This window comes from Dorea sp. 210702-DFI.3.17 (assembly GCF_020560825.1).
Lineage (GTDB): Bacteria > Bacillota > Clostridia > Lachnospirales > Lachnospiraceae > Dorea > Dorea formicigenerans.
Genome location: NZ_JAJCNB010000005.1, coordinates 56,416 through 72,577, shown reverse-complemented (window position 1 = coordinate 72,577; position 16,162 = coordinate 56,416). Strand labels below are relative to the sequence as shown.

The following is a 16,162-nucleotide window of genomic DNA, read 5'->3' as shown; positions in this document are numbered from 1 at the left end:
TTTAAAACTTTCTCTTCCATGCAAACATAGTAAGGAAAGTAAGGAACGGGAAGATTTCCAGACGTCCTGCAAGCATATCTATACAGAATACAATCTTTGACAAGATTGAAAAATCTGCAAAATTTCCGGTCGGTCCGACTGCCGAAAGTCCCGGTCCAATATTATTAAGTGTTGCCATTACAGATGTAAATGTCGTAGTAAAGTCCTGATTATCCAAAGAAATGATCAACACAGATACAATTGCCAGCAGTGCATATGCCATCAGATATACATAGACCCCTCGTAAAGTCTCATCGCTAATCTTCTTTCTATTGATCCGGATCAGATTCACAGATTTCGGATGCACAAGCTGCTTGATTTCTCGTTTTACTCCTTTGAATACAATCATGAGACGTGACACTTTAATACCGCCTCCGGTGGAAGATGCACAGGCTCCAATGATCATCAGCAGCACTACAATACACTGGGAGAATGTCGGCCAAAGATTGAAATCTGTCGTCGCATAACCCGTTGTCGTAATGATCGTTGATACCTGGAACAAGGCGTACCGGAATGCTTTCATGATACTGCCATACATCTGATTTGTATTCAAAGTGATCAGAATTGTTGCTGTCGCAATAATTCCAAGATACACTCGAAGTTCTTCATTTTTCCAGAATGCTTTAAAGTCTCCCAGGAGCATAAAATAATACAGGTTAAAGTTGATTCCAAACAGAATCATAAAAATTGAAATAACGTAGTCAATATATGCACTGTTAAAATATCCTACACTATCTGCATAATTAGAAAATCCTCCGGTTCCTGCAGAGCCAAACGCATGAATCAGACTGTCGAACAGATTCATTCCTCCAAACATAAGAAGAATGACCAGGATCAGTGTCAGTCCAAAATAAATTCCATACAGAATTCTTGCTGTCGTTTTGGTCTTTGGAACAAGCTTATCTTTCTCCGGTCCCGGAACTTCTGCACGCATCAGATACATGGAATTCTTCTTGTCCAGATTCGTCAGCATCAGAACAAAGACAAGCACTCCCATACCTCCAATCCAGTGAGTGAAACTTCGCCAGAACAGCATACACTGTGGTAATGCTTCTACATCTCTTAAGATGGACGATCCAGTTGTTGTAAATCCAGATACAGTCTCAAAAAATGCATCTACAAAATTCGGAATACTTCCGGACAATGTAAATGGAAGTGCTCCAAATAAGGACCATGTGATCCAGGCACTGGCAACAACAACCATACCTTCCTTTCCATAAATCACCTGTCCCTCCGGTCTCTTTCTTCCGGCTACTACAAAAATGCATGTCAGAATCACTGCCGGTATCACAAATGTCAGGGCTTCTTTTTCTTCCCCATATAATATTCCTACAAATGCCGGAAGAAGCAAGAGCAATGCTTCTACCCCCAACATTCTGCCAAGGATATAACGTACCATTTTCCCATTCATATCTTATGACTCCCTACGCAAGTATATCTTTGAAATCATTGATCGTGTGCTCTTTCGCGATCACAATGACACTATCACCGACTTCCAGATGATCGTCACCATTCGGAATGATAATTCTTCTGTGGCGTCCGATACATGCAATCAGGTTATTCGGCTTAGTAGGCAGATCTTTTAACGGAGTATTTGTGAAATCACATTCTTTGTTAATGATGTATTCCTGTGCTACAATCTTGCCATTCAGCAGTCGGTACATCGTCTCAATATTGGCACTGCTGTAAGAATTCATTCTTGCCTTAACGTAAGCAAGGATTGCATCTGCTGTCGCGCTCTTGGCAGAAACCGTACTCTCAATTCCAAGACTCTCTACCATCTGTGCTCTTGTATCTGCATTGACCTTCGCAACAATTTTCTTGATCCCTCTTGTCTTTGCAAAAAGTGCCATCATAATATTCTCTTCATCCATGCCGGTCAGGGCAACAATGGCATTGGCATTCTCAAGGCCTTCTTCAATCAAAAGCTCCTGATCCGTCGCATCTCCATGAATAATCGTTGCCTTCGGAAGTAATTCACACAATTCCTCACATCTTGCCTGATTCTGCTCGATGATCTTCACCTGCATGCCAGCCTGTTGCAACTGAACTGCAAGATAAAAACATACATGACCGCCACCACAGATCATAACCTTCTTCACTTTCTCTTCCTTATGTCCAAGTGCACGGAAGAACGATTTCAGATTCTGATGTGATGCGACCACATGCATACGGTCTCCCTTTTCAATTACAAAATTACCATCCGGAATATAGACCTGCTCACCACGCTTGATGGCGCATACAAGAATCTGGAATTCATATTTCTTGTTAATCTCTGCCAGTGATAATCCCACGATCGGGCTTGTCTCAGAAATCGGGAACTCTACCAGTTCCACTCTTCCTTTCATGAATGATTCGACTTTATTCGCCTCTGGGAAAAGCAACATTCTTGATATCTCATTAGCTGCTGCCAGCTCTGGATTGACCGCCATACTAAGATGCAGGTCTTCCTTCAACAATTCCATCTGGCGATAATAAAGAGGATTTCTCACCCTTGCGATGGTATGCTTGGCACCAAGTCGCTTTGCCAGAAGACAACTGATCATATTCATCTCATCTGTAGATGTACATGCAATCACAATGTCTGCATGCGGCACATCCGCCTGTTTTAAAACTTCTGCATCCGCACCATTTCCATTAATACAGAAAATGTCCAGATTGTTCAAAGCTGCTTTCAGCTTCCCGGCATTTTGGTCAATCAGGGTAATGTCATAATCTTCTTCTGACAACTGTGTTGTCAGCTTATGACCTACCTTTCCATCGCCGATAATCACTATTTTCATTTCTTATCCCTCGTTATATTCTTCTTTATATTTTCACTGAATGCCTGAAAATTACTATTTATAAAACTGCATATAGGTATAGAGATTATAGCACTTTTAATCACAGAAAAAAAGCCCTAAACGGGCTTTTCTCCTGTTAAAACTTTAATTAACTTTTTCTTATCTTTCTATTCTTCAGCGGCCCTTTTTGCGATTTCTGCTTCTTGTACTTCTGAAGGTGCCTGTTCATAACGTGCAAATGTATATTCATAAGTTCCTCGTCCACCTGTCATAGAGCGTAATGTCGTGCAGTATCCGAATAATCCTGTCATCGGGACATCTGCTTCTACGATCTGATTTCCCGCGCCAACCGGCGTCATACCAAGCACACGGCCACGTCTCTTGTTAAGATCTCCCATTACATCTCCGGTGTACTCATCCGGAACTGTTACTTTCACAGATACGATTGGCTCAAGAAGTACTGGAGATGCCTCCATAAATCCTTTCTTAAATGCCTGGATCGTAGCAGTCTTAAATGCCATCTCAGAAGAGTCTACCGGGTGGTAAGATCCATCGTACAGTGTAGCTTTGACACCAACAACCGGGTATCCTGCAAGAGGACCTTTCACTACAGATTCCTGAAGTCCTTTTTCTACTGCCGGGAAATAATTCTTCGGAACTGCTCCTCCTACAACTTCTTCATCAAATTCATAAGGTATTTCCAGGTCTCCTGACGGAGCAAAGCGCATCTTCACATGTCCGTACTGTCCATGTCCACCGGATTGTTTTTTATATTTGCTGTCTACATCAGACTGTTTGCGGATTGTCTCACGGAATGCAACCTTCGGAGTCTCCAGTGTTACTTCGCATTTGTAACGGTCTAATAACTTGCTGACTGCAATCTCCAGATGCTGATCTCCAATACCATAAAGAAGTGCCTGACGATTCTCGCTGTCATTGACTACCTTAAGTGTTACATCTTCTGCCATCATTTTCTGAAGTGCCTGAGATACTTTATCTTCATCGCCTTTATTCTTTGTTACATATTTCATATATGTATAAGGTTTTGAATATTCTGTCTTACCATAAAGAACCGGTGTTGTCTTTGTGGACAATGTATCCCCTGTTCTTGTTGCGGTCAGTTTTGCGATAGCACCGATATCTCCTGCAAACAGCTCACTGACTTCCACTGGTTTGTTACCGAACATCGTGTAAATCTTACCAAGCTTCTCATCTGTATCTGTGTCTGCATTATAAAGTGTATCGTCACCTTTTAATACACCGGAGCAAACTTTAATAAATGAATATTTTCCAATAAACGGATCAACCATTGTCTTAAATACATAAGCTGATTTGGCTCTTGCAAAATCATAATTTGCTTCATAAATCTCATTTGTCTTGCGATTGATACCTGCACATTCTCTCCAGTCCGGACTTGGGAAGAATCTTACAATATCGGACAGAAGATTGGCGACACCCTGTGCCTGGATATTAGATCCCATAGCCACTGGGACAATACTTCCTTCCATAACCTCTGTTCTCATGGCAGAACGGATTTCTTCTACTGAGAACTCGTCTCCTGCAAAATAGCGCTCCATATATTCGTCACTAATCTCTGCGACTGCTTCCAGAAGCTTCTCACGGTACATCTCCAGGTTCGGTTTACAGTAATCTGGAATCTCACATTCCTCTCTCTGTCCAAGACCTGTATAACGGCGTCCTGCATTCTTGATGACATTGACATATCCGACCAGTTTCTCATTCTCACGGATTGGCTGGAAATGTGGTGCAATGACTTTACCAAACTTATCTGTCAGATCCTGAACGACCTGTCTGAAGCTGGCATCATCCACATCCATCTCTGTTACATATACCATTCTCGGAAGATTGTACTTGTCACAAAGTGCCCAGGCTTTTTCTGTTCCGACCTCTACACCTGCTTTACCGGATACGACAATAACTGCCGCATCTGCTGCACTGACTGCCTCTTCCACTTCTCCTACAAAATCAAAATATCCCGGAGTATCTAACACATTGATCTTTGCCTTTTCCCATTCGATTGGTGTCAGGGTAGTGCTAAGAGAAAATCCACGTTTCTGTTCTTCCTTATCAAAATCACTGATCGTATTCTTGTCCGCTACTTTTCCCATACGATTCGTTGCGCCTGATACATACGCCATGGCCTCAACAAGACTTGTCTTACCACTGCCCCCGTGCCCTAACAGGACAACATTTCTGATCTCGTCCGTTCTGTAAACTTTCATATTGGTTGCCTCCTTATATTATGTAGTAATTCTCAAGAATTCTTTATAATACTTCTTCCTGATATCCCATGTGTATATTGTACTAAACAAATCGAATTATTACAACTATTTTGTGCAAATATTATATGAAATATTGATTAATTTTCTAACTTTTGCGATGTACAAACATTTTTGCCTTAAAATTCAGTTTTCGCTTTGTTGCTTTAAAGCAACAAAGCATTGACAAATCATAAGTAAGCAAGTTACAATAATTGACAGACATATTTTTTGTCTTATGAAACATCAGGAGGTTTTACTATGAAAGAAAAGGTCGGCTTTATCGGTCTCGGACTCATCGGCGGTTCTCTTGCAAAAGCAATTCGAACCTACTTTCCGGATTACGAAATCGTAGCCTTTGATAAAAATAAAGAAGCTCTGGCACTCGCTACCCAGGAATCCGTCATTGATGTTGCGGCAACTACTATTGATGATAATTTTCGCAACTGTTCCTACATATTTTTATGCGCGCCGGTTGCTTTTAATGTAGCATATCTGAAGCAGTTGACAGAATATCTGAACGACGCTTGTATTCTGACCGATGTAGGCAGTGTAAAAACTAATATCCATGAGGAAGTTATTAAGCTTGGCATTGAGAAATATTTCATCGGAGGACACCCGATGGCTGGCTCTGAAAAAAGCGGTTATGCCAATTCCAAAGCAATGATTCTGGAAAATGCTTATTTTGTTCTGACTCCTTCAAAAGAAGTATCTCAGGAAAAAATAGATAAATATGAGCAGCTTGTCTCTACAATCCATGCACTTCCAATTATTCTGGACTACAAAGAACATGACTATATTACAGGCACTATCAGTCATCTGCCGCATATCATTGCTGCAACGCTGGTCAATTACGTAAAGGACAGCGATACAAAAAACGAGTTGATGAAACGTCTGGCTGCCGGAGGATTTAAAGATATCACGCGTATTGCCTCCTCCTCACCGACCATGTGGCAACACATTTGTCTAAAGAATAAAGACAACATTTCACAGATTCTTGCTTCTTATATTAAATATCTGGAAGAAGTAAAGAGCATGATTGATTCCGGAGATGGGCAGGCAATCTATGACTGGTTTGATTCCTCCAGAATATACCGGAATTCACTTCCGGGAGCATCGTCTGGTCCGATTAAAAAGGCATTTGAAGTATACTGTGATATTATTGATGAAGCTGGTGGAATCGCAGCCATTGCAACAATTCTCGCTTCGAATGGTCTCAGTATCAAGAATATAGGAATTGTGCACAACAGAGAATTTGAAGAAGGGGTTCTGCGTATAGAATTCTACGATGAGTCTTCCTCTAAGAAGGCCGCAGAGTTACTGCAGAAATTCAGGTATATTGTATATGAGCGATAGAATTATCTGCCCATGCAAAGGATTGCATGGCGAAATTATGATTCCGGGAGACAAGTCCATCTCTCACCGTTCCATTATGTTAGGTGCACTTGCACTTGGCACAACAGAAATCACTAACTTTTTAGAAGGTGCTGACTGCCTGTCTACTATCGGCTGTTTCCAGTCTATGGGGATTCAAATTGACCGTACTCCAGAGAAAATAATTGTTCACGGAAAAGGCATGCACGGTCTGGCCGCACCAAAAGATATTTTAAATGTAGGAAACAGCGGCACAACAACTCGCCTGATGTCTGGTATTTTGTCTGCCCAGGACTTTACAAGTGTGATGTCCGGTGATGCATCTTTGAACTCCCGGCCGATGGGTCGTGTTATTACACCTCTCACTCAGATGGGGGCACATATCACAAGTGTAAACGGTGATCTGTGTGCTCCGTTAAAAATCGAGCCAGGCATGCTGCATGGAATCGATTACACTTCACCGGTAGCTTCCGCACAGGTCAAATCTGCCATACTTCTTGCAGGACTTTATGCAGATGGCGAAACTTCTGTTACAGAACCGGCTTTGTCCAGAAATCACACAGAACTGATGCTGAAAAGCTTTGGTGCTGATATCACTTCCACAGTCAACCCTGACGGTACTGCCACAGCACATGTAAAACCATGTCAGGAACTATACGGTCAGTCTATCTGCGTACCGGGAGACATCTCCTCCGCTGCTTACTTTATTGCAGCCGGACTTTTAACTTTGGATTCTGAGCTGCTTGTAAAAAATGTAGGAATTAACAAAACCCGCGCAGGCTTTTTGGAAGTGTGCAGAAATATGAGCGCTGACATTACTCTGGTCAACGAATCACTTGAGGGAGGTGAGCCTCGCGCGGATATTCTTGTCCGTACAAGTAAACTGCATGGCACAACGATAGAAGGTGCATTGATTCCGACGCTCATTGACGAAATTCCAATGATTGCCGTCATGGCAGCCTGCGCCGAAGGTACCACTATCATCAAAGATGCGGCCGAATTAAAAGTGAAAGAAACAAATCGAATCGACACGACAACAGAGGCTTTAAGATCCATGGGCGCTGACATAACCCCGACTGACGATGGAATGATCATTCAAGGTGGACATGCTCTTCACGGTGCAAAGATCAACAGTTATCTGGATCACCGGATTGCCATGGCCTTTGCAATTGCAGCACTTAGCGCCGATGGAGATACCATCATACACGACAGCCAGTGCGTTGATGTATCTTACCCTGAATTTTTCGAGATTCTGGACGGATGCCAATAAAAGCGGCATCGTAAAACGCAATTTGACACGTAGTGCTTTTGCATTTCACTACGTGTCAAATTAATTCAGCTGATCTACAGACCCATTAAATGCTGTTTTAATATCCTGGTCTTATCTCTGGCAATTGGCAGGATCTGATCTTCATATCCCCGCATGCGCAAACTGAAGCTGTTACTTCCCCATGGGAATACTTCCCGTACTTTATCAAGATTTATAATAATGCTTTTGTGAATCCTGAAAAACTGTTCTGGATCCAGCTTCTTTTCATATTCCCCGATAGATTTGTTTTCGCAGTATTCCCCTTCTGTTGTGTAAATCTTACAGCCTCGGTTATATGTCTCAATGTAAACAATATCTTCCACATTTTCAATAATAGTTCTTCCGTCACTGTTAATTGCCAGGCGGCGGATCGTCGCCTGTTTTTCCTGGCTTTGTGAATCTGCATGCTGTGCATTTTCTTCTTTCCTGCCAACTTTACATCTATCCAGCACTTTTTGAATCCGCTTCTGGTCAAAGGGCTTCATCACATAATCCTCTACCCCCAATTCAAATGCCTCAACTGCATATTCGGAATAAGCTGTCACAAATATGATTTTTGCCTGTGGCTGCATATTGTGAATTGCATTTACAAGTACAGTGCCTGATATATCTCCCAGGTTAATATCGAGAAAGAACAGTTCATACTTTCCGTCTCCTGCAAGCTGTAATGCTGCTGCACCGCTGTCTCCTTCTACTATTTCTGCCTCTTTCAGTAATTCCTGAATCTGATGCCTCAGTTCACTTCTTGCCGGTCTTTCATCATCTACGATCGCTATTCTCATGCTTCCTTCACCCCTTTATAAAAGTATAACTTCACAGTACTTCCCTTAGGCGTACTCTGAATCTGAAGTCCACATTCCTCTCCATATACACTCTTCATACGCTTATGTACATTCTGAATCCCGATGCTGCTTCCTACCGGTTCATCTTTTGCTATTTTTTCCAGTACTTCTTCTGGAAATCTTTCCCATGATCTGAAATTTCTACCCGGTATGCATCTGCTTCCTCAGTAATTCCAATATAGACATAACGGCATCCGGTCCGGTCAATTCCATATCGCACTGCATTTTCTACAAGCGGCTGTAAAATCAACGTTGGAACCAGAATTTCCATTTTCTCTGGCACCTCATAAGTCACCTGCATCTTCTCCTCAAATCTTGCCTTCTCAATCTGAAGATAATCTTTGACATGTTCCAATTCTTCTCTTAGCGGAACCATATATGCATCATAATTTAAATTATAACGAAAATAATCTGCCAGTGTAAGCAGAAGTTTCCTCGCTTCCTCCGGATTTTCCCTGCATACCCACGATATGGTATTCAATGCATTAAATAAAAAATGTGGATTCACCTGAAACTGCAATGCCTTAAATTCGGCTTGTGCAAGCAAATTCTTCTGCTGTTCCAGTTCTAATACCGCAAGCTGCGAAGATCCAAGCGTCATCAGATGCTGTAACAACTCTATTTCACTTTGTCTGTCCATCCACTGACGTTTCATCCATACCGTCAGACTTCCGACTGACTGATTCTTCACCCGAAATGGCACCGAACTGATTGAGTAATCCTGTGCTGTATGGATCCATTTTTTCTCTCCAGTCTGTGCTTCGTATTTGACAAGTTTTCCTTCTTCCATTGCCTGTCTGCAGATTTCCGGAATTGGATCTCCATACTTTGCCTGATAGAAAATTGCCTGTTCATCTTTCGCTTTGCACTGCCACTGTATAACCTTTTCCCGATCTGTAAACAAAATGCCGGACCACTGTGTCTCCTTCAAGATGATATCGGATAGTATCTTCATATTTTCTGCTTTATTCAACCCGCCATCTTGCAAAAGCGGAAGACATTTTTGGGAAAGTACAGACATCTTCTGAATCTGTCTGGAGCTTTCCAGATCCTGAAAAATAAATACCCCGTTAAAATTGGAAATAAATACAATCATCCCGATCGCATTCATAATAATCATTGGAAGTGCAGCATCTACAATTGTATCTACTGCTACTTCCAGTGATACTGTCATGCGAAGCAGAGATGCCATGTCACAGATTTCTGCAAAACATGCCAGCAGGAACAAATCCGTATATTTCCACTTGCCTCTTTGAAAATAAGGGTAGAATCCTGCTCCCAAAAGTCCGAACAAAATTGTAGCAAAAGCAGACCCTCTTGCAAATGCTCTCGGTGTCGAGAAGATAAGTACATATATTGCTCCTATGGCTGAAGAATATAATCCCACTAACGGTCCTCCAAGAAGTCCTGCAGACATTGCACCAATGACTCTTGTATTCAAACTGTAAGATGTAATCTTCACTCCGATGCAGGTCGATAAAATAATCAGGCCTGCGAAAATCATTGATAATATCAGATCTCCTTTCAACCCTCTTTTTTCCTGCAGAATCAATTTTTGCACTGTCTGGATCCTGGATAAAAGATTCGCTATAATCGCAAGCAATGCGATATTTACAATCAATGCATATACGATATCTTTGATTGACACGTATCCTTCCTCCTATCTGTCCTTTACAATACTTTTCACAAATTATATCATGAAACTTTAGAAACAAAAACCCCCGACATATCGAAGTATGCCGGAGGTCTTTGTTATTTATGAATGATGTTTTTAGCGAAACGGCTAATTATACGACTGCCTCTTAATAAGTAACAGTCTTCTTTTCATCGTATACATCACGGTCAAGCTCACCAAGCTTGCTTGCTACAAGCAGACCGATCATAACGTCTATGTCTACGTTCATCAGTGTACGGAACATTCCGGCGAACCAGTCAATACCAATCAGTACTGCAATACTTTCAAGTGGCAGACCAAGTGATGTTGCAAGGAATGTATATACGATAACGGATCCGCCTGGTACAGAAATCGTACCAAGACACATCAGGCAGGAAAGAAGGATTGCCATTCCCATCTGATATGGTGTCATCTGAATTCCCGTGGACTGAGCCATGAAGAAGATTGCTGCTACATAACACTGAGCTGCACCACAACTGTTCATGGACATTGTAATCGGTCCTGTGAAATCAGCGACTTTACGGCTGATACCGAATTTTGTAACTTCATCTTCCATCTTAGTTGGAAGGCAGATAGCTCCGGAAGTTGTTGTAACTGCCATCATAGACATTTTAGCAAACTTCTTAGGCATCTTGAAAATATTTACCTTTGTTACTGCTGCTGTAAATGGTCCAAATAACAGGAACTGAATAGCATCACCAATCAGAAGTACAAGTAAGAACTTGAGCATCGGAATGATTACCTTAAATCCTGTAGTTCCGGCAACGTTAGCTAACAGACAGAAGATACCAATTGGAGCAACGTTCATAACAATTTTGATGATGTTTGTAATAACACCGTTAATTCCCTGTACCCACTCGATAATGTTACGGTTACCACTCTCTTTTGCGTAAGCGCCCATAGCAACTCCAAAGAAAAGAGAGAATACGATACATGGAACCATGGAACCTTCAGCCATGGAATTAATGATGTTTGTTGGAACAAATCCAAGAATCGTATCCTGAATAGATCCTGTCTCAACAGATGAATTTGCTACATCTGCTGCACTTGCAATCTCAACTCCGATACCTGGCTGTAACAACATAGACAATGCTACGCCTAAACCAGCGGAAATAACTGTGAAGATAATGATCCATTTGAATGTATGGAATCCCATCTTACCAACATCTTGTCCATCGCCGCCACCAACTGCGGAAGCAACAGCAGACATAACAAGCAATACCACTGACATCTGGATCAGTCTGATAAAGATATCTCCGATAAATTTCAGGTTAGAAGCCCACTCGCCGACCAGTGCTCCAAACACGATACCACCTGCTGTAGCAATCAGTATCTGAGTTGTCAGAGATATTGAAAAACGCTTTTTATTTTCCATTTGTGAAACCCACTTTCTCATTCTTAGATTATCCGGTGCTTCTTAGATTTCATCTGCACTGAATATACCTTTTTCTCTGTTAATTATTAAAATGTGACTTTATTCAATGGGACGGCCGTGCCATATGTTTGACTATATTCTATATTTTTCACAGAACAAGTCAATAGATTCTGTTTCAAGTGTGGTTTATTATGCTTAAACGGTTGTTTTTTCGTTTTATCAGTAGCAAATTTTAATAGTTAAATTTCCCGTCATTTTTTTCTTCTAAGGCTTTGATCATATGATAAGTATATTCACAATATGGAACAGGAATTTCATACTCTTTTCCCATACGCATCATCTCACCTGCGAAAATATCAATCTCTGTGTGTCTTCCTGCATCCAGATCCTGCAAAGTTGAGAACCTCGCCTCTTTCACGGTTCCGTGAAAGAGAAGTAAACGTTCTGGAAGCCGCACACCTTTTTTTGCTGCCACCTGAACCACTTCCTGCCATAGTCCAGTTGCAACAGCCCGCACGTGTTCGCTATCTTTATATGCGCCAAAACCTACGCCAAGAATCGCCTGTGGAAGATTCTGGGAAACGTTACTCACATATTTCAGCCACAGATCTGTCATAATATCCGACACAAAATTGGCTCTCACTGAAGTTCCTTCAAAAAGATCTAACACTGCCTGTACACGTTCTGTCGGCTCCGTATGATCCTTCTCTCCAAAGAATACTCCGGCAATCCGGTCAAAATGGAGTTCCATATGATTGCCGTCACGGACAGCATCAATCCTCATCAGAGAATATAACATATGCTCCATACCAATTTCATTTCCAATAATCTCCTCGCTGGTCACGCCATTTAAAAGACTTAAGACAATCGTATTCTCACCCACAAGTGCGCAGATATCATCCATAATCTCAGGAAGTGCAGTCTGCTTCGTCGCAACCAATACCAGATCTACTTTTCCCGCTTCCTGCGCTGTTTTCAGATTCAGTGGACATCTCGCACCGTTAATATAGATTCCTTCTTTTTCCAGACGTTCTTTCCGCTTTCCAGAAGCAATTACACAAAAGCGGTCTCCTAACTTAGCTGGAAGCCCATACGCAAAATATGAGCCTACCGCACCAACACCAATCAAAGCCGCTGATTTAATTTCCATATCACACACTCCTTGCACACTATACTAATTTTATACTTTCTTCCAATACTAATTAAAAATCTATTTTAAACTTTGCAACAAATCCTAATTCAGAATTTAGTTCTACAAAATAGAGACTTTCGGTGCAATTATGACAGTATTTTACAAACTGTACAACAATGCATTGCAGATACATGCTGCAATATTACTTCCACCTTTTCTTCCCCGCGCTACGATATAAGGTGTATCCGGCAATTCCAAAATCAATTCTTTTGACTGAATGACATTAACAAATCCTACCGGCACTCCGATTACCAGCTCTGGTCGGATTTTTCCGGCACGTATCAGCTCATACAGATGAATGAGTGCTGTCGGTGCATTTCCGATTGCAAAAATTAATTTTTCGTCTAATTCACAAGCTTTTTCCATGCTTGCTACCGCACGAGTTGTACCGTCGCGCTTTGCTTTTTCTGCCACATCTTCATCAGACATAAAGCAGTACACCTGTCCCCCGTACTGAGCCAGTCTTTTTTTATTAATTCCGGAACGTCCCATCTGGGTATCTGTTACAATGGATGCTCCATTACGGATTGCTTCTTTTGCACGTGCAATTGCATTTTCCGAAAATACAAGGTTCTGCGCATAATCAAAATCTGCACTAGTATGGATACAGCGCTTGATAACCGGTGCTTTTTCCGGATCCAATACAATCCCACTCTGTGTAAGTTCTTCGGTTATAATCTCAAAACTCCTCTTCTCAATCTCAGAAGGAAGTACTTTTTCCAATTCGATCGCCATTACTTTTCCTCCACATTTTCCTTCATAATCTCATAAATCCGCTCCATGTCCAGATGTGAACGAATACCATCAGCAAGTTTATCATATTGTTCTTCCTTAAATGACTTCAGATCCATACCGGATGCTTTTTCCAGTGTAATCCCTTTTTTCTTTGCCAGTGCTTTAACAATTACATCGGTAACACCTTCCATATCAAAAATGCCATGGATATAAGTACCATATACATTTCCATCTGAGATACCATCCTCACTGATCTTACCGCTAACTGTATCCTGAATCCGGCTCATATGCTCCTTGGAAATAACTTCTTCCACGTATGTTGTCTCACCCATATGAATTTCATATCCTTCAAATGCTACATTAGAAAGCTCCGAAAAGATTCCTTCTACATGTGCAAATGTTCCATTTACTCTTGTCCGTGTTTTCCGTCCGGTAAATACAGTCTCCGAAGGCAGCAGTCCCATGCCCTGCATCGTTCCGCCGTCCTCAACCTGATCCAGGTCACATAAAACTTCTCCCAACATCTGGTATCCACCACAGATTCCCCAAACCGGAGTTCCGCTCGCTGATGCTTTTAAAATACATGCTTCCAAGCCACTTTCACGGATCCATTTTAAATCGCCCATTGTATTTTTAGTTCCCGGAAGAATAATCATATCCGGGGTTCCGAATTCAGACACATTTTTCACATAGCGAAGGGATACTTCCGGAATATTTTCCACTGCCATAAAATCCGTAAAATTAGAAATTCTTGGCGTACGTATGACTGCGATATCCAGAAGCCCGCCACTTTTCTTTGAAGTGAAACGCTCTGTCAGACTGTCCTCATCTTCAATCTCCACATGAAGATACGGCGTTACTCCTATAACCGGAACATTCCCTTTTTCCTCCAGCATCTCGATTCCGGGATCCAGAATAGTCTTATCCCCGCGAAATTTATTGATGATCAGCCCTTTTACACGTTCTTTTTCATCCTCCTCTAATAGAAGCAATGTGCCAAGAAGCTGTGCAAATACTCCTCCCCGGTCAATATCTCCGACAAGGAGAACCGGAGCATCTACCATCTTTGCAAGCCCCATATTGACAATATCATTTTCTTTCAAATTAATCTCCGCCGGACTTCCCGCACCTTCAATTACAATGATGTCATAATTTTCTTCCAGTTTATGAAAAGCCTTCATCACATCTGGAATCAATTCTTTTTTGTATTTAAAATAATCACGGGCACTCATATTTCCCAAAACTTCACCATTTACAATTACCTGAGATCCAACATCGTTGGTCGGCTTAAGTAAGATTGGATTCATGGATACTTCCGGCTCGATTCCTGCCGCTTCTGCCTGTACAACCTGGGCGCGTCCCATTTCCAGACCTTTGTCTGTGATAAATGAATTCAATGCCATATTCTGCGATTTAAACGGTGCAACTTTGTAGCCATCCTGCTTAAATATCCTACATAGTCCCGCACAGAGAAGACTCTTTCCTGCATTGGACATTGTTCCCTGTATCATAATCTTCCAAGCCATGTGATCAACCTCTCATTTTCTTCTTTTGTCCGCACTGCGATTCGGTAAAAACCTTCTGACAACCCTTCATAATTCTGACAATCGCGAATCAGAAATCCTGCTTCCAATGCCTCTTTTTCAAGTCCTGGTCTTCCTTTGAAAAACAGATAATTGGCTTTTGATGCAAATACCACATATCCCATCATCTTCATGATATTTCTCATATACTCCCGCTGACCAGATACATATTCTCTTGTCTGTCTGATATATTCTTTTGGCTTTTCAAGTGCTGCCACTCCCGCCATCTGTGCCGGAACGGACACATTCCACTGTTGAAGCTTCCAGGACATTTCTTCCAGAATATCCTGATTACTGCTGATTGCATAACCAAGACGCAGTCCCGGCATACTGAATATTTTTGTAAATGCTTTGATGATTAGTAAGTTTGGATATTCTCCCCTTAGATTTGACATCTCATATCTGTTTGGTTCATCCAGGAATTCTAAGAAACACTCATCCAATATGACAACTATATTCTGCTTTTTACAACGATCCAGAATCTTAATCAACATATCCCGGTCAATGGTCTGTCCGGTTGGATTATTCGGATTACACAAAAATATCATATCTATTTCTTCCGAAAGCTTATCCACATAATCTTCCCGAATCTGAAAATTATCTTCCTCACACAGATAATAATATTCTACTTCTGCACCAACACTTCTTAGAGCTTCTTCATATTCTGAAAATGAAGGCGCTATCACCAGCGCTTTTTGTGGCCAAACTGTCTGCACTGCCGCGAAAAAAAGCTCTGCCGCACCATTTCCACAGAAGATTTCTTCCATATTCACTTGTTCAAATCTGCTGATTGCTTCTCTGAGGGCTTCGCATCTTACGTCCGGATAATGCTCAATCTTTGCTACGCTCTCCTGTACCGCACGTTTCACCGATTCCGGTGTTCCTAACGGATTCGTATTGACCGAAAAATCAATCACGTCCGGGTGGCGGTAAATATCCCCGCCATGGAGTTTCCTTGGTTTCTTTTGCACTTGAT

At 41.6% G+C, this 16,162-nt stretch carries 12 protein-coding genes; 2 read left to right on the top strand and 10 right to left on the bottom strand.

The genetic code is table 11. From position 1 onward, the window contains the following. Nucleotide 1 precedes the first annotated feature (1 nt). The 3 genes from LI149_RS05320 to LI149_RS05310 all read right to left on the bottom strand — a co-directional run bounded on the left by LI149_RS05320 (nucleotide 2) and on the right by LI149_RS05310 (nucleotide 5,065). On the bottom strand, nucleotides 2–1,450 hold the full coding sequence (locus LI149_RS05320; RefSeq protein WP_227143057.1) for a TrkH family potassium uptake protein: 1,449 nt from the start codon (nucleotides 1,448–1,450) through the stop codon (nucleotides 2–4). A gap of 13 nt (nucleotides 1,451–1,463) precedes the next feature. Beyond that, complete coding sequence (gene trkA, locus LI149_RS05315; RefSeq protein ID WP_117494045.1) at nucleotides 1,464–2,822, bottom strand: Trk system potassium transporter TrkA; 1,359 nt, start codon at nucleotides 2,820–2,822, stop codon at nucleotides 1,464–1,466. Nucleotides 2,823–2,989: 167 nt separating this feature from the next. Beyond that, on the bottom strand, nucleotides 2,990–5,065 hold the full coding sequence (locus LI149_RS05310; RefSeq protein ID WP_117613097.1) for a translation factor GTPase family protein: 2,076 nt from the start codon (nucleotides 5,063–5,065) through the stop codon (nucleotides 2,990–2,992). Between the two features lie 297 nt (nucleotides 5,066–5,362). Here LI149_RS05310 and LI149_RS05305 point away from each other — a divergent pair, with 297 nt between their 5' ends. Both LI149_RS05305 and aroA read left to right on the top strand, forming a co-directional pair. After that, nucleotides 5,363–6,457 (top strand): prephenate dehydrogenase, encoded by a 1,095-nt coding sequence (locus tag LI149_RS05305; RefSeq protein ID WP_173785969.1) that lies wholly within the window; start codon nucleotides 5,363–5,365, stop codon nucleotides 6,455–6,457. Continuing rightward, nucleotides 6,447–7,745: a 3-phosphoshikimate 1-carboxyvinyltransferase gene (gene aroA, locus LI149_RS05300; protein WP_227143056.1), complete on the top strand. Its 1,299-nt coding sequence runs from the start codon at nucleotides 6,447–6,449 to the stop codon at nucleotides 7,743–7,745. The genes LI149_RS05305 and aroA overlap by 11 nt, the downstream gene beginning before the upstream one ends. A 74-nt stretch (nucleotides 7,746–7,819) precedes the next feature. Here aroA and LI149_RS05295 read toward each other — a convergent pair whose 3' ends face one another. The 7 genes from LI149_RS05295 to LI149_RS05265 form a co-directional block, all read right to left on the bottom strand. After that, entirely contained in the window at nucleotides 7,820–8,566 is a 747-nt protein-coding gene (locus LI149_RS05295; protein WP_227143055.1) for a LytTR family DNA-binding domain-containing protein, read from the bottom strand. A 151-nt stretch (nucleotides 8,567–8,717) separates the two neighbouring features. Further along, entirely contained in the window at nucleotides 8,718–10,274 is a 1,557-nt protein-coding gene (locus LI149_RS05290; protein WP_227143054.1) for a histidine kinase, read from the bottom strand. Between the two features lie 154 nt (nucleotides 10,275–10,428). Beyond that, entirely contained in the window at nucleotides 10,429–11,676 is a 1,248-nt protein-coding gene (locus LI149_RS05285) for a dicarboxylate/amino acid:cation symporter (RefSeq protein WP_173785966.1), read from the bottom strand. Nucleotides 11,677–11,908: 232 nt separating this feature from the next. Next, the gene (locus LI149_RS05280; RefSeq protein ID WP_022279853.1) at nucleotides 11,909–12,826 is read right to left on the bottom strand and encodes a ketopantoate reductase family protein; all 918 of its coding nucleotides are present in this window, start codon (nucleotides 12,824–12,826) and stop codon (nucleotides 11,909–11,911) included. A 141-nt stretch (nucleotides 12,827–12,967) separates the two neighbouring features. Continuing rightward, the gene (locus tag LI149_RS05275) at nucleotides 12,968–13,603 is read right to left on the bottom strand and encodes a precorrin-8X methylmutase (protein ID WP_173785965.1); all 636 of its coding nucleotides are present in this window, start codon (nucleotides 13,601–13,603) and stop codon (nucleotides 12,968–12,970) included. Next, entirely contained in the window at nucleotides 13,603–15,129 is a 1,527-nt protein-coding gene (locus LI149_RS05270) for a cobyric acid synthase (RefSeq protein WP_173785964.1), read from the bottom strand. The genes LI149_RS05275 and LI149_RS05270 overlap by 1 nt, the downstream gene beginning before the upstream one ends. Further along, nucleotides 15,111–16,157, bottom strand: coding sequence for a histidinol-phosphate transaminase (locus LI149_RS05265; RefSeq protein ID WP_173785963.1), 1,047 nt, complete (start codon nucleotides 16,155–16,157; stop codon nucleotides 15,111–15,113). The genes LI149_RS05270 and LI149_RS05265 overlap by 19 nt, the downstream gene beginning before the upstream one ends. Nucleotides 16,158–16,162 lie beyond the last annotated feature (5 nt).

Coding starts and splice junctions, on each gene's coding strand:
- LI149_RS05320 (WP_227143057.1), bottom strand. CDS start 1,450: ATGAATGGGAAAATGGTACGTTATATCCTTGGCAGAATGTTGGGGGTA.
- trkA (WP_117494045.1), bottom strand. CDS start 2,822: ATGAAAATAGTGATTATCGGCGATGGAAAGGTAGGTCATAAGCTGACA.
- LI149_RS05310 (WP_117613097.1), bottom strand. CDS start 5,065: ATGAAAGTTTACAGAACGGACGAGATCAGAAATGTTGTCCTGTTAGGG.
- LI149_RS05305 (WP_173785969.1), top strand. CDS start 5,363: ATGAAAGAAAAGGTCGGCTTTATCGGTCTCGGACTCATCGGCGGTTCT.
- aroA (WP_227143056.1), top strand. CDS start 6,447: ATGAGCGATAGAATTATCTGCCCATGCAAAGGATTGCATGGCGAAATT.
- LI149_RS05295 (WP_227143055.1), bottom strand. CDS start 8,566: ATGAGAATAGCGATCGTAGATGATGAAAGACCGGCAAGAAGTGAACTG.
- LI149_RS05285 (WP_173785966.1), bottom strand. CDS start 11,676: ATGGAAAATAAAAAGCGTTTTTCAATATCTCTGACAACTCAGATACTG.
- LI149_RS05280 (WP_022279853.1), bottom strand. CDS start 12,826: ATGGAAATTAAATCAGCGGCTTTGATTGGTGTTGGTGCGGTAGGCTCA.
- LI149_RS05275 (WP_173785965.1), bottom strand. CDS start 13,603: ATGGCGATCGAATTGGAAAAAGTACTTCCTTCTGAGATTGAGAAGAGG.
- LI149_RS05270 (WP_173785964.1), bottom strand. CDS start 15,129: ATGGCTTGGAAGATTATGATACAGGGAACAATGTCCAATGCAGGAAAG.